Genomic DNA, 25154 nt, shown 5'->3' with positions numbered 1-25154 from the left:
CCTCTCCCCACCCCCGATCCCCCGAGTTGTGGAGGCAGCCCATGCCCGAAGTCGTCTTCAGTGTCGACCAGGCCATGTCCATGCGAGACCAGAAAGTGCCCGGCCACAACCGCTGGCACCCCGACATCCCGCCCGCCGTCACCGTGAAGCCGGGCACGGAGTTCCGCGTCGAGTGCCGGGACTGGACCGACAACCAGATCGGCAACAACGACTCGGCCAACGACGTCCGAGACGTCGACCTCACCCACGCGCACATGCTCAGCGGGCCGATCGCCGTGGAAGGCGCCGAGCCCGGCGACCTGCTCGTCGTCGACATCCTCGACCTGGGCCCCGTACCGCAGTCGGTCGGCGAGGGATCGGGCCAGGGCTGGGGCTACACCGGCGTCTTCGCCCGCGACAACGGCGGCGGCTTCCTCACCGACCGCTTCCCCGACTCGTACAAGGCCGTCTGGGACTTCCACGGTCAGCAGGCCACCTCCCGCCACCTCCCCGGCGTCAGATACACCGGCATCACCCACCCCGGCCTCTTCGGCACCGCGCCCTCCGCCGAGCTGCTGGCCCGCTGGAACGCCCGCGAACAGGCCCTCATCGACACCGATCCGCACCGCGTGCCCGCGCTGGCCCTGCCCCCGCTCGCGGACAACGCCCTGTGCGGCACGGCGACCGGCGAGAGGGCCGCCCGCATCGCCGCCGAGGGCGCGCGCACCGTCCCGGCCCGCGAGAACGGCGGCAACCACGACATCAAGAACTTCACCCGCGGCTCACGGGTCTTCTACCCCGTCCTCGTCCCCGGCGCCCTGCTCTCCGGCGGTGACCTGCACTTCAGCCAGGGCGACGGGGAGATCACCTTCTGCGGCGCCATCGAGATGGGCGGTTTCATCGATCTGCACGTCGACCTGATCAAGGGAGGGATGGAGAAGTACGGAGTGACGACGAACCCGATCTTCATGCCCGGCAACGTCGCGCCCCAGTACAGCGAGTTCATCTCGTTCGTCGGCATCTCCGTCGACCACGACACGGACACCAACCACTACCTGGACGCGACGATGGCCTACCGCAACGCCTGCCTCAACGCCGTCGACTACCTCACGACCTTCGGCTACAGCGGCGAACAGGCCTACCTCCTGCTCGGTTCCGCCCCGATCGAGGGACGCATCAGCGGCGTCGTGGACATCCCCAACGCGTGCTGCACCCTCTACCTCCCGACCGCGATCTTCGACTTCGACATCCGGCCGACGGCCGAAGGCCCGCGGAAGGCCGACCGCGGCCAGTGCGCGGTCACCTCCTGACTCCCCCACACCCCCGGAACACCCCGAAAAGGGCCACGGCGGCCAGAACGTCCCGAAAGGCACCACCATGACAGATCATCTCACCTTCCGGCTGGGCGACTTCACCACACAGCACGGCGCCACCCTGCGCGGAGCGCACCTCGCCTACACGACGTACGGCGAGCTCAACGCCGACAAGTCCAACGCCATCGTCTACCCCACCTGGTACTCCGGGCGGCACTGGGACAACGAGTGGCTCATCGGCTCCGGCATGGCGCTCGACCCGGAGCGGTACTTCATCATCGTCCCGAACATGCTCGGCAACGGCCTGTCCACCTCACCGAGCAACACTCCGCCGCCGTACGACCGCGCCCGCTTCCCGCACATCACCGTGTACGACCAGATCGTCGCCCAACACCGCCTGGTCACCGAGGAGTTCGGCATTGAGCGGATCGCACTCGTGACCGGCTGGTCGATGGGTGCCGGACAGACCTACCAGTGGGCCGTCAGCCACCCCGAGATGGTCGAGCGGATCGCACCCTTCTGCGGGTCCCCGCGCACCAGCATCCACAACAAGGTGTTCCTGGAGGGCGTCAAGGCCGCGCTCACCGCCGACGCGGTCTACAACGGGGGCTGGTACGGCGAGAAGTGGCCGACCACCGGACTGCGCGCGCTCGCCCGGGTGTACGCGGGATGGGGCTTCTCGCAGGCGTTCTACTGGGAGAAGGAGTACGAGAAACTCGGCTACACCTCCCTGGAGGACTTTCTCGTCGGCTTCTGGGAGGGCTTCTTCCTCGACGGCCGCGACCCCAACAACCTGCTCTCCATGCTCTGGACCTGGCAGAACGGCGACGTCGGCCGCACTCCCGGATTCAACGGGGACACGGAGGCGGCGCTGGGCTCCATCCGCGCGACCACCCTCGACATGCCCGCCGAGAAGGACCTGTACTTCCCGCCGGAGGACGAGGCCTGGGCCGTCAGCCACATCCCGGGCGCCGAACTCCGCGTGATCCCCGGTATCTGGGGGCACTTCGCCGGACACGGCAGCAACCCGGCAGACACCGAATTCATCGACACCGGCCTGAAGGAACTGCTGGCCAAGCCGGGCGGACTGGCCTCTTCATGAGAATCCGACTGCCGCACGAGGTGAGCGCCTCGATCGTCGCCTTCGCCACCGTCTTCCTGCTGATGAGCCCGCTCAACATGCCGACATGGGCGATCTTCGTCACCTGGGCCGGAACATTCCTCCAGGGCGGTCCCAGCCGCTCCAACGCCATCGCCATGGTCACCGCCACCACCACCGGGGCCGGGTTCGGGGTGGTCGCCGTCCTGCTCGACCGGGAGACCGGCACGATGTTCGGCACCGGTTCCCTCGCCCGTACGCTGGCACTGGCCGTGGTGGTCTTCGCCGTCAACGGCACACTGCTGGCCACCGGCCGGCTGAAGCCCTTCGCCCTCGTCCCGGGCATGTTCTTCGGCTTCGCCTCGCTCTTCGCCACGTACTTCGGCGGCTTCGGCTACGACGGCGGCAACCTGGGCGCCGCCTTCGTCAGCGCCGCCGCGATGTGCGCCCTCGGCCCGCTCTGCGCCACCCTGGGCATCCGGCTGATGTTCGCCCCGCCCGCCGCACCGGCGCCCGAGGTACGCGAAAGGGGTGAGGTGACACCTTCCGCCGGCGAAACCCTCGCCTGACAAGTCAAAATGAACGTTTCCGCAGGTGCAGACCTGCGCAGGTGGGGCGGGTGGGACTCGAACCCACGGCCGACGGATTATGAGTCCGCTGCTCTAACCGGCTGAGCTACCGCCCCATAGCGGCGTGTCGCGTACATGTGTGCGCGCCGTCTGCCGCAGCATAGCCGCTCATACGATCTCCTGCTTCGTATGGTCGACTTCGCATGCCCTTGAGGACTCCGCTGTGACCTGCACGGTTCCCCTCGGACAGGGTCGGACATGAAAAAGGACCCCCTCGGGGTCCTCGTTCAGCATGCTCCCCCGACTGGACTCGAACCAGTAACCTGCCGGTTAACAGCCGGCTGCTCTGCCAATTGAGCTACGGAGGACCGAGCTCCCCCGACTGGACTCGAACCAGTAACCTGCCGGTTAACAGCCGGCTGCTCTGCCAATTGAGCTACGGAGGAATGCCTCGTTGCATCGAACGTACCTACCTGGGTATTCGCCAGGGGGCGGGCGCTCGCTGCGACACATACATTAGCGCAAGCAGGGGGGTGCTCCGCCAATCGGTTCCCCCCGGCGTCGGCCTACACGAGGGAAGGGTGGCCTCCATGCGCTACAAGCTCACGTTCGTCGTCGGACTGGCCCTGGGTTACGTCCTGGGCACCAAGGCCGGACGCGAACGCTACGAGCAGCTGAAGAAGTCCGCACGCCAGGTCGCCCAGAACCCGGCGGTGCGCAATACCGCGGAGTCGGCCGCCCAGCAGGGCCGTCAGTTCGCCGGCAAGGCGTACCACGCGGTGAGCGACAAGGTCGGCGACCGGGTCCCGGAGTCCGTTGCCCAGCGGGTGCGGTCCCTGCGCGACCGGAGCGTGAACGGCGCAGGCGAGGACGACTGGGGCACGAGCAACACCTAGCCGCGCGGAACCACTCGCACCGCCACCGCGCTACGCCCATAGAATTTTCGCCATGGGGATAGTCGCCGGGCTGGACAGTGCGCCCGATTTCACTCGCATCGTCGTCTGTGACGCGGACACAGGGGCCGTGCTCAGGCAGGGGTACGCCCCCCACCCGGTGGAGTCGCCGGACGGCGGCCGTCCCTCGGACGTCGATCCACAGGCCTGGCTGCTGTCCCTCGGCGAGGCGGCCGGCGGCGGTCTGCTGGAGGGCGTCCAGGCCATCGGCGTGTCGGCGCAGCAGAACGCCGTGGTGCCGCTGGACGCCCAGGGCGGCACCGTGCGCCCGGCGATGGTCGGCGGCGACAGGCGCACGCAGGTCGCCGCCGCCGATCTGATCGACGCCCTCGGCGGGCGGGAGGCCTGGGCGCAGGCCGTGGGATGCGTGCCGCAGGCCGCCCAGCCCGTGACCAAGCTGCGTTGGCTCGCGAAGAACGAGCCCGACGCCGCCCTGCGCGCCGCGATCCTCATGCAGGCCCACGACTGGCTGGTGTGGCAGTTGCTCGGGCGGCCCGTGAGAAGGACCACTGATCGCGGTGGCGCCTCGGGGACCGGATACTGGTCCGCCGCCACCGGCGCCTACCGTTCCGACCTCGTGGAGCTGGCGCTTGGTCACCAGGCAATGCTGCCGGAGGTGATCGGGCCCTCCGAGGCCGCCGGTACGACCCCGGAGGGGCTGCTGATCTCCGCCGGGACCGGCGAGACCATGGCCGCCGCCTTCGGGCTCGGGATCGGGCTGGGCGACGCCGTGGTGTCGCTCGGGGCCTCCGGGTCCGTGATGGCCGTCCACCCCGAGGCCCTCGTCGACAGCTCGGGGATGATCACGTCCCTCGCCGACGCGACCGGCATGCACCTTCCCGTCGTAACGACTCTCAACGCCGTACGGACCCTGCGCGGGACCGCCGAGCTGCTCGGGCTGGCCGATCTGGAGAGTCTGTCGGACCTGGCGATGAAGTCGACGCCGGGGGCGCACGGGCTGGTGATGCTGCCCTATCTGGAGGGTGAGCGGACGCCGAATCTGCCGCACACCGCCGGGACGCTGGCCGGGCTGCGGCGGGAGTCGATGAAGGCGGAGCACCTGGCGCGGGCCGCGTTCGAGGGCATGCTGTGCGGGCTCGGGGACGCGCTGGACGTGCTGCGCGGCCGGGGTGTCGACGTGCGGCGGATCTTCCTGCTGGGGGCGGCCGCCGAGCTGCCCGCCGTACAGGCCGCGGCGCCCGCGCTGTTCGGGGCGCAGGTCGTCGTACCGCAGCCCGCGGACTACGCGGCGATCGGTGCCGCGCGGCAGGCCGCCTGGGCGCTGGGAGTGTCGCAGGGCACGCTCGACCCGCGCACCCCGCCGGCCTGGCAGGGCGCGGCGGCGCAGGTGCTGGAGCCCGGCGAGGAGTTGGCGGTGGGGCAGGCGGTGCGGCAGCAGTACGTGTCGGTGCGGGAGCAGACGCATCCGGGCGCGTTCCGCCCGTAAGACTGCAAAGCGCACTGCTGTCGGCTTAATCGGTTGAGGTAACGCGGGTGGAGTGTCGGACGATAGGAGCCTGGGGCATCAAGCCCGCCCCGCCGCCGACACTCCGAGAGACGTAGCGTGCTCATACGACTTCTGCGGACCTATCTCAGGCCCTACAAGAAACCCATCGCCCTGCTGGTGCTGCTGCAGTTCCTGCAGACCTGCGCCACCCTCTACCTGCCCACGCTGAACGCGCACATCATCGACGAAGGTGTCGTCAAGGGCGACACCGGCTACATCCTCTCCTTCGGCGCCCTGATGATCGGCATCTCGCTGGCCCAGGTCGTGTGCAACATCGGGGCCGTCTACTACGGCGCCCGGACCGCGGCGGCGCTCGGCCGGGACGTGCGGGCGGCCGTCTTCGACCGGGTGCAGTCGTTCTCGTCGCGCGAGGTGGGCCACTTCGGCGCGCCCTCGCTGATCACCCGGACCACCAACGACGTCCAGCAGGTACAGATGCTGGCCCTGATGACGTTCACGCTGATGGTGTCGGCGCCCATCATGTGCGTCGGCGGCATCGTGCTGGCCCTCGGCCTGGACGTGCCCCTGTCGGCCGTGCTGGTGGCCGTGGTGCCGACGCTGGGCATCTGCGTGACCTTGATCGTACGGCGGCTGCGGCCGCTGTTCCGCTCCATGCAGACGCGCCTGGACACGGTGAACCGGGTGCTGCGCGAGCAGATCTCCGGCAACCGTGTGATCAGGGCCTTCGTGCGGGACGAGTACGAGCAGGGCCGGTTCGGGAAGGCCAACGCCGACCTCACCGAGATGTCGCTGAAGACCGGCAACCTGCTGGCACTGATGTTCCCGGTGGTCATGACGACCGTGAACCTTTCGTCCATCGCGGTGGTGTGGTTCGGTGCGCACCGGATCGACAGCGGCGGGATGCAGATCGGCGATCTGACGGCCTTCCTCGCCTACCTCATGCAGATCGTGATGTCCGTGATGATGGCCACCTTCATGTTCATGATGGTGCCGCGCGCGGAGGTCTGCGCCGAGCGCATCGAGGAGGTGCTCGACACCGAGTCCAGTGTCGTGCCGCCGAGCGCGCCGGTCACCGAGCTGCGCCGGCACGGGCATCTGGAGATCCGGGGCGCCGGGTTCCGCTATCCCGGTGCCGAGGAGCCGGTGCTCAAGGCCATCGACCTGGTCGCCCGGCCCGGCGAGGTGACCGCGGTGATCGGCTCGACCGGCAGCGGCAAGTCGACGCTGCTCGGGCTGGTCCCGCGGCTGTTCGACGCGACCGACGGCGAAGTGCTCGTCGACGGCACGGACGTGTCGACCCTTGAGCCGAGGCTGCTGGCGAAGACGGTCGGGCTCGTACCGCAGAAGCCGTACCTCTTCGCGGGGACCGTCGCGACCAATCTGCGGTACGGCAATCCGGACGCCACGGACGAGGAGCTGTGGCACGCGCTGGAGGTCGCGCAGGCCAAGGAGTTCGTGAGCAGGCTCGAAGGCGGGCTGAACGCCCCCATCGCACAGGGCGGGACGAACGTCTCCGGAGGTCAGCGGCAGCGGCTCGCGATCGCCCGGACACTCGTGCAGCGTCCGGAGATCTACCTCTTCGACGACTCCTTCTCCGCGCTCGACTACGCGACGGACGCGGCGCTGCGGGCCGCGCTCGCGCAGGAGACGGCCGAGGCGACCGTGGTGATCGTCGCCCAGCGGGTGGCGACCATCCGGGACGCCGACCGGATCGTCGTACTCGACGAGGGGCGGGTGGTCGGCACCGGCCGGCACCACGAGCTGATGGCGGAGAACGAGACCTACCGGGAGATCGTGCTCTCCCAGCTGACGGAAGCGGAGGCTGCCTGATGGCCGGGCCGATGGCGCGGATGATGGGCCAGGGCGGCGGCCCCGACAGCCGTTCGATGGACTTCAAGGTGTCGGGCAAGCGCCTGATCGGCCAGTTCAAGCCGGAGCGGCTGACGATCTACACGCTGCTGTTCTGCGTGGTCGTCAGCGTCGGCCTGAACGTGATCGGGCCGAAGATCCTCGGCAAGGCCACCGACCTGGTCTTCGCCGGGATCATCGGGCGGCAGATGCCGGCCGGCGCGACGAAGGAAGAGGTCCTCGACTCCATGCGGGAGCGGGGGCAGGGCAGCGTCGCCGACATGCTGCGCTCCACCGACTTCACGCCGGGCAAGGGCATCGACTTCGACGCGGTGGGGCGCGTACTGCTGCTGGCGCTCTGTACGTTCCTGGTCGCCGGTCTGCTGATGGCGGTGGCGACCCGGCTGGTCAACCGGGCGGTCAACCGCACGATGTACCGCCTGCGCGAGGACGTGCAGGCGAAGCTGTCGCGGCTCCCCCTCTCCTACTTCGACAAGCGGCAGCGCGGTGAGGTCCTCTCCCGCGCCACCAACGACATCGACAACATCGGCCAGACGCTCCAGCAGTCGATGGGCCAGCTCATCAACTCGGTGCTGACCATCATCGGTGTGCTCGCGGTGATGTTCTGGGTGTCGTGGCTGCTGGCGCTGGTGGCGCTGGTGACCGTGCCGCTGTCGTTCGTGGTCGCCACCCGGATCGGCAAGCGCTCGCAGCCGCACTTCGTGCAGCAGTGGCGCTCCACCGGCAAGCTGAACGCCCACATCGAGGAGATGTACACCGGGCACACCCTGGTGAAGGTGTTCGGGCGGCAGGACGAGTCGGCGAAGCAGTTCGCCGAGCAGAACGAGGCGCTGTACGAGGCCGGGTTCAAGGCGCAGTTCAACAGCGGTGTCATGCAGCCGCTGATGATGTTCGTGTCGAACCTCAACTATGTGCTGGTGGCGGTGGTCGGCGGCCTGCGGGTCGCGTCCGGCGCGCTGTCCATCGGTGACGTGCAGGCCTTCATCCAGTACTCGCGGCAGTTCTCGATGCCGCTGACGCAGGTCGCCTCGATGGCGAACCTGGTGCAGTCGGGCGTCGCCTCGGCCGAGCGGATCTTCGAACTCCTGGACGCGGAGGAGCAGGAGGCGGACCCGCTGCCGGGCGCGAAGCCCGAGGAACTGCGCGGCCTGGTGGAGCTGGAGAACATCTCCTTCAGCTACGACCCCGAAAAGCCGCTCATCGAGAACCTCTCGCTGAAGGCCGAACCGGGCCACACGGTCGCGATCGTCGGCCCGACGGGAGCGGGAAAGACCACCCTGGTCAATCTCCTCATGCGGTTCTACGACGTCTCCGGCGGGCGCATCACCCTCGACGGCGTCGACATCGCCACCATGTCCCGGGACGAACTGCGCGCCCAGATCGGCATGGTGCTGCAGGACACCTGGCTGTTCGGCGGCACGATCGCGGAGAACATCGCGTACGGCGCCTCCCGCGAGGTCACCCGCGGGGAGATCGAGGAGGCGGCGCGGGCGGCCCACGCCGACCGCTTCGTCCGTACGCTGCCCGACGGGTACGACACCGTGATCGACGACGAGGGCACGGGCGTCAGCGCCGGTGAGAAGCAGCTGATCACCATCGCGCGGGCGTTCCTGTCCGACCCGGTGATCCTGGTGCTCGACGAGGCGACGTCCTCGGTCGACACCCGCACCGAGGTGTTGATCCAGAAGGCGATGGCCAAACTCGCCCACGGGCGCACGTCGTTCGTGATCGCGCACCGGCTGTCGACCATCCGGGACGCGGACACGATCCTCGTGATGGAGAACGGCTCGATCGTCGAACAGGGCGCGCACGCCGATCTGTTGGCGGCGGACGGGGCGTACGCGCGGCTGTACAAGGCGCAGTTCGCGCAGGCGGTCGCGGAGGTCGACTAGGCAGTGGGGCCGCCTTCGGGCGGCCCCTTTCTGGTCTCTAGTCCAGGTAACCCCTCAACTGGTCCGCGAACGCGTGGTCCCGCAGCTTGTTGAGCGTCTTCGACTCGATCTGCCGTATCCGCTCCCGCGTCACCCCGAAGATCCGCCCGATCTCCTCCAGCGTGCGCGGACGCCCGTCGACCAGGCCGTACCGCAGCTGGACGACCTTGCGTTCGCGTTCGCCGAGGGTGGAGAGCACCGCTTCCAGGTGCTCGCGCAGCAGCAGGAACGCCGCCGACTCCACGGGTGACGTCGCGTCGCCGTCCTCGATGAGGTCGCCCAGCGCCACGTCGTCCTCCTCGCCCACCGGGGCGTGCAGAGAGACCGGCTCCTGCGCCAGCCGCAGCACCTCGCTGACCCGCTCGGGCGGCAGTTCGAGGTGGGCGGCCACCTCCTCCGGCGTCGGCTCGTAGCCGCGCTCCTGCAGCATCCGGCGCTGCACGCGCACGACCCGGTTGATCAGCTCGACGACGTGGACCGGGACGCGGATGGTCCGGGCCTGGTCGGCGAGGGCCCGGGACATGGCCTGGCGGATCCACCAGGTGGCGTACGTGGAGAACTTGTAGCCGCGGGCGTAGTCGAACTTCTCGACCGCCCTGATCAGGCCCAGGTTTCCCTCCTGGACCAGGTCGAGCATGGTCAGCCCGCGGCCGACGTACCGCTTCGCCACGGAGACCACGAGCCGCAGGTTCGCCTCGATGAGGCGGCGCTTGGCCATCCGGCCCATGACGACGAGCCGGTCCAGGTCGAGGGCGAGCTGGCTGTCCAGGTCGGGTGCGGTGCTGAGCCGCTCCTCGGCGAACAGGCCGGCCTCGACGCGGCGCGCGAGCTCGACCTCCTCGGCCGCGGTGAGCAGGGGGATCCGGCCGATCTCACGCAGGTACTGGCGGAACAGGTCGGAGGACGGCCCGCTGGTGTCGGCGGCGCGGGCCCGCTCCACGATCGGCGTCTCCACCGGTTCCGGGTCCGCCTCCAGCGCCTCGGCGGGCGGTTCGGCCGGCTCGGGCGGGCCCTCGGATTCCACCGGGTCCGCCTCGGGGTGGTGCACGACACGGGTCTGCGGCGGGACCGCGACGAGGACGTCGGTCTCGGCGTCCTGCTCCGTGCCGTCGGTACTGATGTCGGTCTGGGTCAGGGTCTGGGTCTGCACGGGGGCGACCTCCAGGATGATCGCTGCTGAGGGGAGCGGCAGCGCTGCTTTGGGGGCGGAGTCGGCGGCCACGCCGCTGTCCGTCCCGTACGCGATGAGCGGAACCGCGGGGGTGTGGGACCCGTGTGGGACGGATCGGCCGCGCTCCGAGGACTCAGGCACCGGAACCCAGTGTGGAGTACGACACATCGTCGCCACGAGGGGCGTGCGGTGACTTTTTGCAATCGGGCCGTGACCGCGCGGTTACCGTGCCGTACGGCTGCGCTCAGAGAGCAGCGGCACCGTGCTCCCGCAGTGCCTGGTCGTACTGCTGCAACACCCACAACTCGTTCTGTACGGCGGCCAGCTGGGCGGGGTCGCCGCCGGCGGAGAGGCGGGTCAGCTGGGACTGGATGTCGCGGATCCGGCGCTCCACGGCGCGGCGGCGGACGGTCACCAGCTGGTCGCCGGCGTAGTGCTCGTCGACCGTGCGGCGCATGATCGCCTCGACGGCCAGCTCGGTGACCATGGCGCGGACCGAGTCGTCCGGGGCGGCCTCGCGGACCCGGACGAGATAGTCCTGCGAGTCCTGCAGGCCGTACTCGGCGCCGCCCGCCTCGATGATCGCCAGGCGTACGGCGGCGTAGGGCGCGGCGGTGAACTCGTCGACGCCGTACGCGTCGAAGGCCGGGGAGACCAACTCCGGGCGCTGGAGGGCGAGTTTGAGCAGCTCGCGCTCGGTGGCGTAGACCGGGTTGCGGAGGTTGAGGGCGGGGCCGGACGGTCCGGAGGGGCGGGGCGCGGCGTCGTAGCGCTGCGGGCCGCGGCCGGTGGGGGCCGGGCCCTTGCCGCCGCGGTCGCGGGCCCAACGGGCCAGCTGGGCAACGCGCTTGACGACGAACTGGGTGTCGAGGATGCCGAGCATGCCGGCGAGCTGGACGGCGACCTCGTGCTGGGCGCCGCTGTTCTTGATGCGGGCGACGATGGGGGCGGCCTCGTCGAGGGCGGCGGCGCGGCCCGCGGGGGTGTCGAGGTCGTAGCGGACGACGATCTGGCGCAGCGCGAACTCGAAGAGCGGGGTGCGGGGTTCGACGAGGTCGGCCACCGCCTCGTCGCCCTTCGCGAGGCGGAGTTCGCAGGGGTCCATGCCGTCGGGGGCGATCGCGATGTACGTTTCGGCGGCGAACTTCTGGTCGTCCTCGAAGGCACGCAGGGCCGCCTTCTGGCCGGCCGCGTCGCCGTCGAAGGTGAAGATGACGCGCGCGCTGCCGTTGTCCATCAGCAGGCGGCGCAGGATCTTGATGTGCTCGCCGCCGAAGGCCGTGCCGCAGGTCGCGATCGCGGTCGTCACGCCGGCGAGGTGGCAGGCCATGACATCGGTGTAGCCCTCGACCACGACCGCGCGGCTGACCTTGGCGATGTCCTTCTTCGCGAGGTCGATGCCGTACAGGACCTGGGACTTCTTGTAGATCGGGGTCTCGGGCGTGTTGAGGTACTTCGGGCCGTTGTCCGCCTCGTACAGCTTGCGGGCGCCGAAGCCGACGACCTCGCCGCCGATGTCGCGGATCGGCCACATCAGGCGGCCGCGGAAGCGGTCGATGGGGCCCCGGCGGCCGTCCTGGGAGAGGCCGGAGAGGATGAGCTCCTTGTCGGTGAAGCCCTTGCCACGCAGGAAGCGGGTGAGGTGGTCCCAGCCCTGGGGGCTGTAGCCGACGGAGAAGTGCTGGGCGGCGGCCTGGTCGAAGCCGCGCTCGGCGAGGAACTGGCGGCCGGCGTCGGCCTCCGGGCTCACCGCGAGCTGCTCCATGTACCACTCGGCGGCGATCTTGTGCGCCTCGACCAGGCGGATCCGCTCGCCGCGCTGGTGGGCGGGGTTGTAGCCGCCCTCCTCGTACCGCAGGGTGATGCCGGCCTGGCCGGCGAGCCGCTCGACCGCCTCGGAGAAGGTGAGGTGGTCGACCTTCATCACGAACGTGATGGTGTCGCCGCCCTCCTGGCAGCCGAAGCAGTGGAAGAGTCCCTTGCTCGGGCTGACCTGGAAGGACGGCGACTTCTCGTCGTGGAACGGACACAGGCCCTTGAGGTTGCCACCGCCCGCGTTGCGCAGCTGGAGGTACTCGGACACCACGGCGTCGATCGGGACCGCGTCCCGTACCGCCTTCACGTCCTCGTCGTTGATCCGTCCTGCCACGCGTGAATTCTACGGTGGTGCACTGACACCTACGGGACGAGGCTTACGAGCGGAACGTGCGGGTCCGCCAACGCCTCCGTGTTCACCCGTGCCTTCGACCTGATCAGCTTCTGGATGGGTTCCGTGACATCCCACACGTTCACGTTCATCCCCGCCAGCACCCGGCCGTCCTTCACCCAGAACGCGATGAACTCACGCTTTCCGGCGTCCCCGCGAATCACCACTTCGTCGTACGACCCCGGGGGCGCCCAGCCGCTGTACTCCATCCCCAAGTCGTACTGGTCGGAGAAGAAGTAGGGCACGCGGTCGTAGGTGACGTCCCGGCCGAGCATCGCGCGGGCCGCCGCCGGGCCGCCGTTGAGCGCGTTGGCCCAGTGCTCGACGCGCAGCCGGGTGTCGAACAGGGGGTGCGGGAAGGAGACGACGTCACCGGCCGCGTAGATGTCCGGGTCGGAGGTGCGCAGCCGCTCGTCGACCACGACGCCGCCGCCGTACGCCCGCTCGGCGATCTCCAGGCCCGCCGCCTCCGCGAGCCCGATGCGCGGGGCCGCGCCGATCGCCGCGAGGACGTCGTGCGCGGGGTGCTCCTCGCCGTCGTCGGTACGGGCGGCCAGCACCATGCCGTCCTGGCCGACGATCTCCGTCAGCTTCGCGCCGAAGTGGAAGCGGACGCCGTGCTCGCGGTGCAGCTCGGCGAAGAGGCCGCCGAGCTCGGGGCCGAGGACCGCGTGCAGCGGGGTCTGCAGGGGCTCGACGACGGTGACCTCGGCGCCGTACTCGCGGGCCGCGGCCGCCACCTCCAGGCCGATCCAGCCGGCGCCGGCGATCACGATGTGCCCGTTGTCCCGGCCGAGGGCCGCGAGGACGCCCTTGAGGCGCTCGGCGTGGGCCAGCCGGCGCAGATGGTGCACGCCCGCGAGGTCGGTGCCCGGGATGTCGAGGCGGCGCGGCTCGGCGCCGGTCGCCAGCAGCAGCTTGTCGTAGCGCACGAGCGTGCCGTCCTCGCCGAAGCGGACCGTCTTCGCCTCACGGTCGATGGCGTCGACGGTCTCGCCGAGATGCAGCTCGATGTCGTTGCGCGCGTACCAGGCGGGCTCGTGGACGAAGACGCTCTCGCGCTCCTCCTTGCCCAGCAGGTAGCCCTTGGAGAGGGGCGGGCGCTCGTACGGGTGGTCGCGTTCGTCGCAGATCAGTATCACGCGGCCGCTGAAGCCCTCCGCTCGGAGCGTCTCGGCCGCCTTCGCGCCGGCGAGACCTCCTCCGACGATGACGAATGTCTGATCCGCGTCGACCACTTCATGCCTCCTACGGGGTGTCTGAGGGATGTCTCCTCAGAAAACACAGCGGGGCCGCCACATGCGAGCGTCCCGCACGGAGCGTGATGGGGGAAGAGGGAGTGGCCCGATCAGGCCACGGAGGGTCACATTCGGGCGCGTTTTCCGTCACCCGCGCTCCTTCAGTCTCACGTGTGCCCCGTCAGACGCGCGTGAAGCGAGCGTGCGGACGCGTCGGTCAGCGAGGCGATCTGGTCGACGATCACCCGCTTGCGGGAACGGTCGTCCCCGGCCTGGTCGAACAGCGCGCGGAACTGGGGGTCGAGTCCGTCGGGTGCACGCGCGGTGAGCGCCCGCGCCAGTTCGGCCACCACGACGCGCTGGTCAGCCCGCAGCCGCTCCTGCTCGGCGCGCTGCATCACGTACCGGTCGGCGACGGCCTTGAGGACGGCGCACTCCAGCCGGGTCTCGTGCGGTACGACGAGTTCGGCGTCGTATCTGGTGAGGCGCCCGGTGCCGTACCTCGCGCGCGTGGCGGACTCGGCGGCGAGGCAGAAGCGGCCGATGAGCTGGCTGGTGGCGTCCTTGAGGCGGGCCTGGGCGACGGCCGTCCCGTCGTAGCCGTGCGGCCACCATTCCTGGTCCTGGAGCCGGTCCAGGGCGGCGGCGAGCTCGGCCGGGTCGGTCTCCGCGGGGACGTAACGGCCCAGGGCGACCGCGAAGACCTCCTGGCGTTCCGGTTCCGCGTGCAGGCAGTTGGGGTCGATGTGGCCCGCGTGCAGGCCGTCCTCCACGTCGTGCACGGAGTACGCGACGTCGTCGGACCAGTCCATGACCTGGGCCTCGAAGGTGGTGCGGGTGCCGGGGGCGTCCTTGCGGACCCAGTCGAAGACGGGGCGGTCGTCCTCGTAGACGCCGAACTTGCCGGACGCCGGGTCGGTGGGGTGGGCGCCTCTCGGCCAGGGGTACTTGGTGGCGGCGTCGAGGGCTGCGCGGGTGAGGTTGAGGCCGACGGAGCCCTCCGGGGTGAACCGTTTGGGTTCGATGCGGGTGAGGAGCCTGAGGGACTGGGCGTTGCCCTCGAAGCCGCCGCAGTCGTGGGCGAACTCGTTCAGGGCCTGTTCGCCGTTGTGGCCGAACGGGGGGTGGCCGAGGTCGTGGGAGAGGCAGGCGGCTTCCACGAGGTCGGGGTCGCAGCCGAGGGCTGCGCCGAGCTCCCGGCCTACCTGGGCGCATTCGAGGGAGTGCGTGAGGCGGGTGCGGGGGGTGGCGTCCCAGGCCTGGTTGCGGGTGCCGGGGGTCACCACCTGGGTCTTGCCGGCGAGCCTTCTGAGGGCCGCGGAGTGCAGTACTCGGGCGCGGTCGCGTTGGAAGGCGGTGCGGCCGGGGCGTTTGTCGGGTTCTGGGGCCCAGCGTTCTGTTGACTGCGCGTCGTACGGCATGTCTCGACAGTACGGGCATGGACTGACAATCCGCCTAAAGGGCGGGTGGGTTCTGTCAGATGGCGAGTGCGGGCTGTTCGTGGCTGGTCGCGCAGTTCCCCGCGCCCCTTGGGCGCGTCAACATCGCCGGAGTCGAAAGCGCTTGGTCATAACGGTGGAGGAGCAGGCTTGCCATCGCCGGGTGTGTGCCCAATGGGGCCGATGCGATCCAGGGGGCCTTCTCCGCGCACTCCGTTGCGAAGCGGCCCGGGGCCGTGAAGTAGGAGGCCACTGCCACTCGGTGGAAGCCGCGGGCCTGCAAGGAGTCGATCGCGTTCTGGACCGTCGGAGCCGCCGTCGTGGCGTAGGCCGGGACCACGGGGACGCCGAGGCGCTCCGCCAGCAGCTCCGCCGTCCGATTGGTGTCGACCTTGGACTCGGGGTCCCGGGAACCCGCCGCCGCCAGGACCACCGCGCTCCCCCGCCGCGTCTTCTCGTCCATCCTCGTGCGCCAGCCCGCCTCCACCAGGCGAGCCTGGAGGGCGTCCACCAGGAGGGGGTGGGGGCCCAGCGCGCCGGCCACGCGTGCGCGTGTCCGGGAGGCGGCCGCCATTTCGGGGATGTCGCGCTTGATGTGGTAGCCGCGGCTGAGGAGGAGGGGGACCAGGACCGTCTCCCGGGTGCCGAGGGACTCCAGGGTGTCCGGGAGGAGGGGCTCGTTCAGTTCTATGTGGCCCAGGTGGACCGGGAGGCCGGGGCGCTGGTCGCGGACCCGGTCGAGGAGCTTGCGGACGGTGCGCAGGGCGCGCGGGTCGCGGCTGCCGTGGGCCACGACGACCAGGGCGGGCGGGCCGGGGCGGCGCCTGCCGTTCAGGGAGATCAGGCTGAGCTGGCTGGCCAGCTGGCTGCCGATCTGGCTCATGAGGTGCGCCGTACTGTCCGTCATGCACCGATGGTCTCGGCGCCAGGTTGCCACCCCGTTGCATGAGAATGACGAGGGTTTTCCGGCGGTTCACGGTGGGGGGCGAGGGGTTTGTGAGGTGGCGTGACCTGCGGTTTCGTCGTACGGAGTGAACCTGGTCACGTATCGTACGGCGAACCGGATCAGCCGACAGGACGTCTCTGACTGTCGAACGAGGGCCCTGCGGAGGGCCGAACAGGGGGACCGTCCGATGCGCCGACCCAGGCTGCGCAGACCGCGTCTGCCACGCACGCGTGCCGGGCAGCGGCGGCTCGTGCAGGCCGTGATGGCCGTGTGCGTGCTCGCGCTGCTTCCGGCCACCTGGCTGTACGTCGTCACGGGCGACCGGTTGCGCACGACCGCGGACGTGCCGCGCACCGAGGTCGCCGTCGTCTTCGGCGCGGGCCTGTGGGACGGCGAGCCCTCGCCGTATCTCGCGAACCGGCTGAACGCCGCGGCCGAGCTGTACCACGCGGGGCGGATCAAGGTCGTCCTCGTGACCGGGGACAACAGCCGCAAGGACTACGACGAGCCCGATGCCATGCGCGCCTATCTGACCAGGCACGGGGTGCCGGACTCGCGGATCGTCAGCGACTACGCCGGGTTCGACACCTGGGACTCGTGCGTGCGCGCCAAGAAGATCTTCGGGGTCGACCGGGCCGTCCTGATCAGCCAGGGCTTCCACATCCGGCGCGCGGTCGCGCTGTGCCAGGCGGCGGGGGTCACGTCGTACGGCGTCGGGGTCGACGCCAAGCACGACGTGACCTGGTACTACGGCGGTACCCGGGAGATCTTCGCGGCCGGCAAGGCGGCGCTGGACGTGGTGTTTCACCCGGACCCCCGGTTCCTCGGGCCGAAGGAACCGGGGGTGACCAGGGCGCTGGCTAGCGCCCGGTGAAGCGGGGCGCGCGTTTCTCCAGGAACGCGGTCATGCCCTCCTTCTGGTCGTGGGTCGCGAACAGGGCGTGGAAGACGCGGCGTTCGTAGCGGATGCCGTCGCGCAGGCCGGTCTCCAGGGCGCGGTCGACGCACTCGCGGGCGGCGCGGACCGCGGTGCGGCCGTACGCGGCGATGGTGGCGGCGGCTTCGAGGGCCTCGGGCAGGACGCGGTCGTCCGGTACGACCCGGGAGACCAGGCCGCAGGACTCGGCCTCCTTCGCGTCCATCGTGCGGCCGGTGAGGACCAGGTCCATCGCCTTGGCCCGGCCGGCCAGGCGGGTCAGGCGCTGGGTGCCGCCGATGCCGGGGATCACGCCGAGCTTGATCTCGGGCTGCCCGAAGACCGCGGACTCCCCCGCGATCACCAGATCGCACATCATCGCCAGCTCACAACCGCCGCCCAGGGCTGGGCCGTTGACGGCGGCGATCTTCGGGGTACGGAGGTCCGCGAAGGTCTCCCAGGCCGCGAAGCAGTCCTCCGCCGCCATGTCGACGGCCGTTCTCGGCGCCATCTCCCTGATGTCGGCGCCCGCCGCGAAGACCTTCTCCGAGCCGGTGACGACGAAGCAGCCGACCTCGGGTGCTGTGTCCAACTCGCCCAGGACTTCGAGGAGTTCGGCCAGCAGTTCGCCGTTGAGCGCGTTCAGGACGTGCGGGCGGTGCAGCCGGACGGTCACCACGCGGCCGTCGCGTTCGATCTTGAGGTTGTTCATCTTCTCCTCCGGTGCGTGGAGTTACGAGTGCGTGGAGTCACGAGTCCCAGATCGCGCCGTACGCCGGAATCCCCCGCCGCTCCAGGCCGTGCACCACCTGCCAGGTCAGCTTCTTGTTGGAGATGCAGATCACCGCCTCGGCCCCGAACTCGCGGTAGGCCCGGTACGCGAGGCGCACCATGTCGGGCTTGCCGTGCCGGGAGGTGTCCCAGACCAGGGCGTCCGGCTGGACGGCGAGGATCTCGTCGACCAGGGCGTCGCCGTAGGTGGTGCGGGGATCGCGGGTCGCCCAGACCAGGTGGGAGGGGACCTCGGCGGCGAGGAGGTGGGGCAGGCAGGGGCCGATGCCGCTGCCGGTGGCGACGTAGACCACCTTCTTGAACAGCGTCTCGATGTTGGCGACGCCGGCCGTGGTGATGCCCTTGACCCACACCTTCGGCGGGAGGTCGTCGATGAAGGCGCCGGTCCAGTCGCCGGCCCGGGAGATGGTGAGGCGGAAGCCGGGCTCGCCGGGGGCGGGGACGTTGGCGAAGGAGTGCCACTCCTTCAGCGGGCTGCGGCTGATCGCGGTCGAGGAGCCCGCGAAGGGGGTCTCGCCGTGGTCGAAGCGGGCCAGCACCACGTGCGGGGAGGGGCGTTCGAGACGGACGTCGACCTTGCGCAGCCGTAGCCAGGGCAGGGCCACGCTGAAGGTGAGCACGGCCAGGACGGCGATGGAGACCGGGCCCGCGCCGGACAGCAGCGTGTGCGCCCAGAAGAGGGCGACGGCCGTCCAGCCGCCGTAGCGGTGGATCTTCTCGAAGTGGTCGTGGTGGCGGGAGCGGAAGGGGGGCAGGGCGGTGGCGATGATGAGGGCCAGGAGCGCCGTGAGGGTCCAGCCCACGGCCGCCAGGCGGCTGTTGGGGGTGCTGATCGTCAGCGCCAGGAACCAGGCCGCTCCCGCGAGCGCGCCGCCGACGTGCAGTCCGCCGAAGTGGTAGACCTTGCCGAGCGTCCAGCGGAGCTTCAGCGGCCAGCTCGTCGGGGGCCAAGTGGCCAGCCGGAAGAGGAGGTTGACGACGTACTGCTGCCGGACCAGGACGGCGAGGGCGAGGTCGGCGAGGGAGGCGTGCGCGAGGGTCTGTGCGGACGGCCGCCAACTGACGTACAGGAACGCCAGGTTGACCGCGATCACCAGAGCCGCCAGGCGGTTGTGGTGCATCAGCCGGGGGTGCTTGAGGAGGCGTCTCGGTGCCGAGGTGAGCGGTGGGAGGTCGAGCGTCTGCCGGGTGGGGGCCGTGGTCATCGGGCCACCCCCGTGCGCTGCTCCGCCAGTCTCAGCAGCGCCTGTTTGTCGATCTTGCCGCGGTCGGTCTCCGGGAGGACGGCGAGGGGCAGGACCTCGGTCGGCACGCAGTAGTAGGGCAGGGCCTCGGCCACCGCCCGGCGGACCGCGTCCGGGTCGACGTCGGCCGGGCAGACGAAGGAGACCAGGCTGCGGTCGTCGCGCTTCAGGGTGACCGCGCGGGCGCAGCCCTCGACCGACACCAACACCGAGGAGACGGAGTCGAGTTCGACCCGGAAGCCGCGGACCTTGACCTGGTCGTCGGTGCGGCCCAGGTGCTCCAGCTCACCGTCGGCGGTCCAGCGGCCGAGGTCGCGGGTGCGGAACATGCGGTGGCCGGGGCCGAGGAAGGGGTCGGGGGCGTAACGCTCGGCGTTCAGGCGGTCGTCGGCGAGGTAGCCGGCCGACACGCAGTCGCCGCCCGCCCACATCTCGCCGGTCTCGCCGATGGGCAGCGGGCGCAGGTCGGCGTCGAGGACGTACACCGTGTTGTTGGGGGTGGGGCGGCCGATGGTGAGGAGCGGGGCCGTCGGGTCGTGGCGGCGCATCGTGTTGACGATGGTCGTCTCGGTGGGGCCGCAGCAGTTGTAGAAGGCGGCTCGTTGCGCCCAGCTGTCGGCGAGGGGGCGGGGGCAGGGTTCGCCGGCCACGGCGACCGTGCGGACGCGGGGGCAGGCCGCGGGGTCGATGCCGGACAGGACGGTCGGGGTCGCGACGATGACGTCCGCGGTGCGGGCCGTCGCCGTGATGTCCTTGCCGCGGACGACGAGGGTGCCGCCGTGGCTGAGGCAGCCGAGGATCTCCCAGGCCGCCATGTCGAAGGCGATGTTGAGGAGTTGGGGCACCCGGTCGCCGGGGCGGATGCCGAGGTCGCCGGGGGCGGTGAGGAGGATGTTGGCGACGTTGCGGTGGGTGACCTTCACGCCGTTGGGGCGGCCGGTGGTGCCCGAGGTGAACAGGACGTAGCAGCCGTCGTCGGGGGTGAGGGCCGGGCGTGGGCCGGGGGTGCGCGGGAGGGGCTCGGCGTCGAGGGCGATCAGGGTGTGGCCGGGCGGCAGCGGGACGCGGGGCGTGTGGTCGGCGAGGGTGAGGATCACCCGGGTGCGGGCGGTGCGGATCACATGGGCGAGCTGGGACGGGGGCGCGAGGCCGATGTCCTGGGGGACGTAGGCGGCGCCCGCCTTCAGGATGCCGAGCAGGCCGACCAGCATCGGGATCGAGCGGCGGACGAAGAGGCCGACGTGGTCGCCGGGGCGTACGCCCTCGCGGACCAGGCGGGCGGCGAGCGCGTCGGCGTACCGGTCGAGTTCGCCGTAGGTGATCGTCGCGCCCTGGTGCTCGGCGGCCACCGAGTGCGGGGCGGCCGCCGCGTGCCGCTCGAAGGCGTGGTGGACCAGCGGATCCGGGACGGGGACGGCGGGACCACGGCCGTACCGCAGGAAAAGCTGCTGGTCGCGGGGGGTTAAGTGGTGCAGGGGCATGGTGGGGAGACCTCCTGGCTGTTTCGAGCTGTCGAGATGCGCTGTGTGCCGGTCCGGGATGAGCGGCGGGCATGCCCGGTGTGTCGAACGCCGTGCGGAGTCATGCGGCAGCCAGGGTGCGGCCTCTGCTCTTCAACTCTCAACAACGCGTGCTCGGCCATTCACGCTACGGAATGAGCCACCTGTGGCGTCTTTCACATCACAGGCAACTCCCCCACCGGCCGGCACCGACTCATGGGTGGTCAGCCGTGCGCCTCACCGGCGCCCCGGCCCCGCGGGGAGGCCGCCGTGTCGCCCGCGTAACAAGGGGCCGCGCCGCGCGTAACACGCCCGAAGCACGCTGAACGGCATGCAGAACACCGCGACGCCCACCCACTGCCCCTACTGCGCCCTGCAGTGCGGGATGAACCTGACGCCCGTGCCCGGCGGCACGGTCGAGGTGAGCGAGCGCGCCGACTTCCCCGTGAACCGGGGTGCGCTGTGCGGCAAGGGCCGTACCGCGCCGGCCGTGCTCTCGTCCCGGGTGCGCCTGACCTCCCCGTTGGTGCGCTCCGAGGGCACGCTCGTGCCCGCCACCTGGGACGAGGCACTGGACCGTGTCGCCGAGGGGCTCCGTCGTACACGGGCCGAGCACGGGCCCGACGCGGTCGGGGTGTTCGGCGGGGGCGGGCTGACCAACGAAAAGGCCTACACGCTCGGCAAGTTCGCGCGCGTGGTGCTGGGCACCTCGCAGATCGACTACAACGGGCGCTTCTGCATGTCCTCGGCCGCGGCCGCCGGCACGAAGGCCTTCGGTCTCGACCGGGGCCTGCCGTTCCCGCTGGAGGACATCCCGAGGACCGGCTGCGTGATCCTGGTGGGCTCCAACCTCGCGGAGACCATGCCGCCCTCGCTCAGGTTCTTCAACGAGCTGAAGGAGAACGGCGGCACCCTCATCGTCGTCGACCCGCGCCGGACGAAGACCGCCGAGCAGGCCGACCTGCACCTGGCCCCGCGGCCCGGCACGGACCTCGCGCTCGCGCTGGGTCTGCTGCACCTGGTCGTCGCCGAGGGGCGGGTCGACGAGGAGTACGTCGCCGGGCGCACGGTCGGCTGGGAGGACGCGCGGGCGGCCGCGATGGCGCACTGGCCGGAGTACGTGGAGCGGATCACCGGCGTGTCCGTACCCCAACTCCGGGAAGCGGTACGGCTGTTCTGCGAGCCGGAGAACGCGATGGTGCTGACCGCGCGCGGGCCCGAGCAGCAGTCCAAGGGCACGGACACGGTGGGCGCATGGATCAACCTGTGCCTGGCGACCGGGCGGGCGGGCCGGCCGCTCAGCGGTTACGGCTGTCTGACCGGGCAGGGCAACGGGCAGGGCGGGCGCGAACACGGGCAGAAGGCCGACCAGTTGCCGGGGTACCGGAAGCTGGACGATCCGGCGGCGCGGCGGCATGTGGCCGAGGTGTGGGGAGTGGATCCGGACAGTCTGCCGGGGCCGGGGCGCAGTGCGTACGAGCTACTCGACGCCCTTGGCGGGGACGTCAGGGCGCTGTTGCTGATGGGGTCCAATCCGGTGGTGTCGGCGCCGGGGGCGGGGCATGTGGAGGAGCGCTTCAAGGCGCTCGACTTCCTTGTGGTATGTGACATAGTACTGTCCGAAACCGCAGGTCACGCCGATGTCGTCCTCCCCGTGACCCAGTGGGCCGAGGAATCCGGCACCACCACCAACCTCGAAGGCCGGGTCCTGCTGCGCCGCCGCGCGATCACGCCTCCCGACGGTGTGCGCAGCGATCTGGAGGTCATGCACGAGCTGGCCGACCGGCTCGGTGTGGAGAAGGGCTTCCCGACCGATCCCGAGGAGGTCTTCGAGGAACTGCGCCGGGCGAGCGCGGGCGGGATCGCCGACTACTCCGGGATCACCTATCGCAGGCTGGCGGAGGAGGACGGGGTGTTCTGGCCCTGCCCCCAGGACGCCGCCGGCGACGGCCACCCCGGCACCCCGCGCCTCTTCCTCGACCGCTTCGCCACCCCGGACGGCCGGGCCCGCTTCGTGCCCGTCTCGCACCGGGCGATCGCCGAGGAGCCCGACGCCGAGTACCCGGTGCTGCTCACCACCGGCCGGGTCGTCGCCCAGTACCAGTCCGGCGCCCAGACCCGCCGCGTCGACGAGCTGAACGCCGCCGCGCCGGGACCCTTCGTGGAGCTGCACCCCCGCCTCGCGGCGCGGCTCGGGGCGGCGGAGGGCGACCCGGTCGCCGTGGTCTCCCGGCGCGGGCGTGCCGTCGCCCCCGCCCGCATCACCACCGCCATCCGCCCCGACACCGTCTTCATGCCCTTCCACTGGCCGGGCGAGGGCCGCGCCAACACCCTCACCAACCCGGCGCTGGACCCGACCTCGCGGATGCCGGAGTTCAAGGCGTGCGCGGTGCGGCTCGAAGCTGTCAAGTCCTAGGTGATCTACGGGGGTTCAGGCCATACGCTGGCTCCACTATGGCTGAGGACGACTACGGCTTCCGCTGGGGCCACTCCGCGCTCATCGCCGACTTCGACTTCGGTGCGGCGGGCGGGCGGCTGCGGCTGGCCCGTCCGGGCGATCCCAAGCCGCCGCCGACGGAACTGCCCCTGGCCGACCTGACGTTGACCGGCGCGGGACCGGGCTGGTCGGGCACGCGTTTCGGGGGTACGGCGCTCGGGCCGCGGCTCAGGTATCGCGGCCACCGTGCCACGTACGGGGACGGCTGGCATCACCTGGCCGTCCGACTCCAGGCACCTGAGCAGCGGTTGACGGTCGTCGTGGAGTACTCCTCCCCCGACGGCGTGCCCGTCCTGCGCTCCCGTCTGCGCGTCCACCAGGACGGCGACGGGCCGGTGACCGTCCGCGCGGCCGGCAGTCTGCTGCTCGGCGGGCTGCCCTCGCCCGATGTGCTGGACGTGCGCCGGGCGCGCAACGACTGGCTCGCGGAGTGCCGTTGGTACGCCGAGCCGCTGCGGGAGTCGGTTCCCGACATCGGCCGGGACGTCCACGAGCACGACTCGGGGGCGAGGCTGCGGTCGACGAGCCGCGGAAGCTGGCCCACGGACGGCCACTTGGCCATGGGCGCGCTCACCGACCGTACGGACGGGCGCAGTTGGCTGTGGCAGATCGAGTCGTCGGCGGGCTGGGCGTGGGACGCGGGCGAGGTGGCGGGGCACACGTACCTCGCGCTGGGCGGGCCGACCGCGGACGACCACGGCGTACGGGCCGTGCTGGAGCCCGGTGTCCGGCCCTTCGCCACGGAGTACGCCGCGCTGGCTCTCGGCGACGACTTCGACGACGCCCTCGCCGCCATGACGGCGTACCGCCGCCGTGTCCGCCGCCCGCACCCCGACCACGAGCAGTTGCCCGTCGTCTTCAACGACTACATGAACACGCTGATGGGCGACCCCACCACCGCCAGGCTGCTGCCGCTGATCGACGCGGCGGCGGCCGCCGGTGCCGAGTACTTCTGTGTGGACGCCGGCTGGTACGACGACACGGCGGACGGCGGCTGGTGGGACGGTGTCGGCGCCTGGGAGCCGTCCGCGGGGCGCTTTCCCGGCGGGATCGGCGAGGTGCTGGGGCGGATCCGGGAGCGCGGGATGGTGCCGGGGCTGTGGCTGGAGCCGGAGGTGGTCGGCGTGCGCAGCCCGGTCGCCGAGCAGCTGCCGCCGGACGCCTTCCTGCGGCACGCGGACGGCACCCGGGTCACCGAACAGGGCCGCCACCAGCTGGACTTGACCCACCCGGCGGCCCGCGCCCACCTCGACGAGACGGTGGACCGGATCGTCGGCGAGTGGGGCGTGGGCTATCTGAAGCTGGACTACAACATCACCACTTCCGCACCGGGCCTCCTCGATCACACCCGGGCCTGGCGGGCCTGGCTCACCTCCGTCCTCGACCGCCACCCCGGCCTGGTGATCGAGAACTGTGCGTCGGGCGGCATGCGGATGGACGGGGCGTCGACCTCCGTCACCCAGCTGCAGTCGACCTCCGACCAGCAGGATCCGGTGCGGTACCCGCCGATCGCGGCGGCGGCGCCGACGGCAGTGCCGCCGGAGCAGGGGGCGGTGTGGGCGTATCCCCAGCCGGAGTTCACGGACGCGGAGATCGACTTCACGGTGGGTACGGCGCTGCTGGGGCGCGTCCATCTCTCCGGGCACCTGGACCGGATGACGGAGCGTCAGCTCGGGCTGGTGCGGGCCGCGTTGGAGACGTACAAGAAGATCCGTGCCGACCTGCCGGGCGCTGTGCCCTTCTGGCCGCTGGGGCTGCCCGGCTGGACGGACGAGTGGATCGCGCTGGGGCTGCGGGTGCCGGTCGGAGGTGCGACGTACGTGTCGGTGTGGCGGCGCGGCGGGGAGGGCGAAATCTCGTTTCCTCTCCGGCACTTGGCGGAACCGGACGGCGTGCGGGCGGAGGTGCTGCACCCGGCGGCCGGGGTGCCGGGCGCGCGCGTGGAGTGGGACGAGGGGGCCGGCGCGCTGCGGGTGCGGCTTCCGGAGGCGCCGGCGATGGTGGTGGTGCGGATCGGGTAGGGGC

Annotated in this window: 18 protein-coding genes and 3 tRNA genes; 10 read left to right on the top strand and 11 right to left on the bottom strand. The window is 70.9% G+C overall.

The window, feature by feature from the left end; all coding sequences use genetic code 11:
* Window positions 1-41: 41 nt before the first annotated feature.
* The 3 genes from fmdA to MQP27_RS01880 all read left to right on the top strand — a co-directional run bounded on the left by fmdA (window position 42) and on the right by MQP27_RS01880 (window position 2960).
* Window positions 42-1289: a formamidase gene (fmdA, locus tag MQP27_RS01890; protein ID WP_242759964.1), complete on the top strand. Its 1248-nt coding sequence runs from the start codon at window positions 42-44 to the stop codon at window positions 1287-1289.
* Between the two features lie 67 nt (window positions 1290-1356).
* On the top strand, window positions 1357-2394 hold the full coding sequence (locus tag MQP27_RS01885; protein ID WP_242759950.1) for an alpha/beta fold hydrolase: 1038 nt from the start codon (window positions 1357-1359) through the stop codon (window positions 2392-2394).
* Window positions 2391-2960, top strand: coding sequence for a DUF1097 domain-containing protein (locus tag MQP27_RS01880; protein ID WP_242759948.1), 570 nt, complete (start codon window positions 2391-2393; stop codon window positions 2958-2960). Before MQP27_RS01885 ends, MQP27_RS01880 begins: the two co-directional genes overlap by 4 nt.
* A 42-nt stretch (window positions 2961-3002) precedes the next feature.
* On the opposite strand, the gene MQP27_RS01875 is transcribed toward MQP27_RS01880, so the two are convergent.
* The 3 genes from MQP27_RS01875 to MQP27_RS01865 form a co-directional block, all read right to left on the bottom strand.
* Window positions 3003-3076: transfer RNA gene (locus MQP27_RS01875), tRNA-Ile, on the bottom strand.
* 179 nt (window positions 3077-3255) lie between these two features.
* Window positions 3256-3328, bottom strand: a tRNA-Asn gene (locus tag MQP27_RS01870).
* A gap of 5 nt (window positions 3329-3333) precedes the next feature.
* Window positions 3334-3406: transfer RNA gene (locus MQP27_RS01865), tRNA-Asn, on the bottom strand.
* A 144-nt stretch (window positions 3407-3550) separates the two neighbouring features.
* Here MQP27_RS01865 and MQP27_RS01860 point away from each other — a divergent pair.
* From MQP27_RS01860 to MQP27_RS01845, 4 genes are all read left to right on the top strand, one after another.
* Window positions 3551-3856 carry a YtxH domain-containing protein gene (locus tag MQP27_RS01860; RefSeq protein ID WP_242759946.1) on the top strand — a complete coding sequence of 102 codons (306 nt, stop codon included), beginning with the start codon at window positions 3551-3553 and terminating at the stop codon, window positions 3854-3856.
* Between the two features lie 52 nt (window positions 3857-3908).
* Window positions 3909-5360 carry an FGGY family carbohydrate kinase gene (locus MQP27_RS01855; protein WP_242759943.1) on the top strand — a complete coding sequence of 484 codons (1452 nt, stop codon included), beginning with the start codon at window positions 3909-3911 and terminating at the stop codon, window positions 5358-5360.
* 117 nt (window positions 5361-5477) lie between these two features.
* Window positions 5478-7211, top strand: a complete 1734-nt coding sequence (locus tag MQP27_RS01850) for an ABC transporter ATP-binding protein (protein WP_242759934.1) — start codon at window positions 5478-5480, stop codon at window positions 7209-7211.
* Window positions 7211-9142 carry an ABC transporter ATP-binding protein gene (locus MQP27_RS01845; RefSeq protein ID WP_242759932.1) on the top strand — a complete coding sequence of 644 codons (1932 nt, stop codon included), beginning with the start codon at window positions 7211-7213 and terminating at the stop codon, window positions 9140-9142. The genes MQP27_RS01850 and MQP27_RS01845 overlap by 1 nt, the downstream gene beginning before the upstream one ends.
* A gap of 37 nt (window positions 9143-9179) precedes the next feature.
* On the opposite strand, the gene MQP27_RS01840 is transcribed toward MQP27_RS01845, so the two are convergent.
* From MQP27_RS01840 to MQP27_RS01820, 5 genes are all read right to left on the bottom strand, one after another.
* The gene (locus MQP27_RS01840) at window positions 9180-10493 is read right to left on the bottom strand and encodes an RNA polymerase sigma factor (RefSeq protein ID WP_242759931.1); all 1314 of its coding nucleotides are present in this window, start codon (window positions 10491-10493) and stop codon (window positions 9180-9182) included.
* Between the two features lie 103 nt (window positions 10494-10596).
* Window positions 10597-12501 carry a DNA primase gene (gene dnaG / locus MQP27_RS01835; RefSeq protein ID WP_242759921.1) on the bottom strand — a complete coding sequence of 635 codons (1905 nt, stop codon included), beginning with the start codon at window positions 12499-12501 and terminating at the stop codon, window positions 10597-10599.
* Window positions 12502-12530: 29 nt separating this feature from the next.
* Entirely contained in the window at window positions 12531-13796 is a 1266-nt protein-coding gene (locus tag MQP27_RS01830) for an NAD(P)/FAD-dependent oxidoreductase (RefSeq protein ID WP_242759896.1), read from the bottom strand.
* Window positions 13797-13963: 167 nt separating this feature from the next.
* Window positions 13964-15217: a deoxyguanosinetriphosphate triphosphohydrolase gene (locus MQP27_RS01825; protein ID WP_242759894.1), complete on the bottom strand. Its 1254-nt coding sequence runs from the start codon at window positions 15215-15217 to the stop codon at window positions 13964-13966.
* Window positions 15218-15272: 55 nt separating this feature from the next.
* Window positions 15273-16142: a sirohydrochlorin chelatase gene (locus MQP27_RS01820; RefSeq protein ID WP_242759892.1), complete on the bottom strand. Its 870-nt coding sequence runs from the start codon at window positions 16140-16142 to the stop codon at window positions 15273-15275.
* 226 nt (window positions 16143-16368) lie between these two features.
* Here MQP27_RS01820 and MQP27_RS01815 point away from each other — a divergent pair, with 226 nt between their 5' ends.
* Window positions 16369-17055 carry a SanA/YdcF family protein gene (locus tag MQP27_RS01815; protein ID WP_242759890.1) on the top strand — a complete coding sequence of 229 codons (687 nt, stop codon included), beginning with the start codon at window positions 16369-16371 and terminating at the stop codon, window positions 17053-17055.
* Here the strand turns inward: MQP27_RS01815 and MQP27_RS01810 are convergent.
* Genes MQP27_RS01810 through MQP27_RS01800 form a run of 3 tightly spaced genes read right to left on the bottom strand, consistent with a single transcriptional unit; the run spans window position 17042 to window position 20614 of the window.
* Window positions 17042-17809 (bottom strand): enoyl-CoA hydratase-related protein, encoded by a 768-nt coding sequence (locus tag MQP27_RS01810; protein WP_242759888.1) that lies wholly within the window; start codon window positions 17807-17809, stop codon window positions 17042-17044. The genes MQP27_RS01815 and MQP27_RS01810 overlap by 14 nt on opposite strands.
* A 37-nt stretch (window positions 17810-17846) precedes the next feature.
* Entirely contained in the window at window positions 17847-19094 is a 1248-nt protein-coding gene (locus tag MQP27_RS01805; protein ID WP_242759882.1) for an FNR domain-containing protein, read from the bottom strand.
* Window positions 19091-20614, bottom strand: a complete 1524-nt coding sequence (locus MQP27_RS01800; protein WP_242759881.1) for an amino acid adenylation domain-containing protein — start codon at window positions 20612-20614, stop codon at window positions 19091-19093. The genes MQP27_RS01805 and MQP27_RS01800 overlap by 4 nt, the downstream gene beginning before the upstream one ends.
* 349 nt (window positions 20615-20963) lie before the next feature.
* On the opposite strand from MQP27_RS01800, the gene MQP27_RS01795 reads away from it, so the two are divergent.
* Together MQP27_RS01795 and MQP27_RS01790 are read left to right on the top strand one after the other, a co-directional pair.
* Window positions 20964-23048, top strand: a complete 2085-nt coding sequence (locus MQP27_RS01795; RefSeq protein ID WP_242759879.1) for a molybdopterin oxidoreductase family protein — start codon at window positions 20964-20966, stop codon at window positions 23046-23048.
* Window positions 23049-23086: 38 nt separating this feature from the next.
* Complete coding sequence (locus MQP27_RS01790; RefSeq protein WP_242759874.1) at window positions 23087-25150, top strand: glycoside hydrolase family 36 protein; 2064 nt, start codon at window positions 23087-23089, stop codon at window positions 25148-25150.
* The last annotated feature ends 4 nt before the right edge of the window (window positions 25151-25154 follow it).

The organism is Streptomyces cylindrosporus, assembly GCF_022698165.1.
Taxonomy (GTDB): Bacteria; Actinomycetota; Actinomycetes; order Streptomycetales; family Streptomycetaceae; genus Streptomyces; species Streptomyces cylindrosporus.
This window is presented reverse-complemented; position numbering and strand designations above follow the sequence as displayed.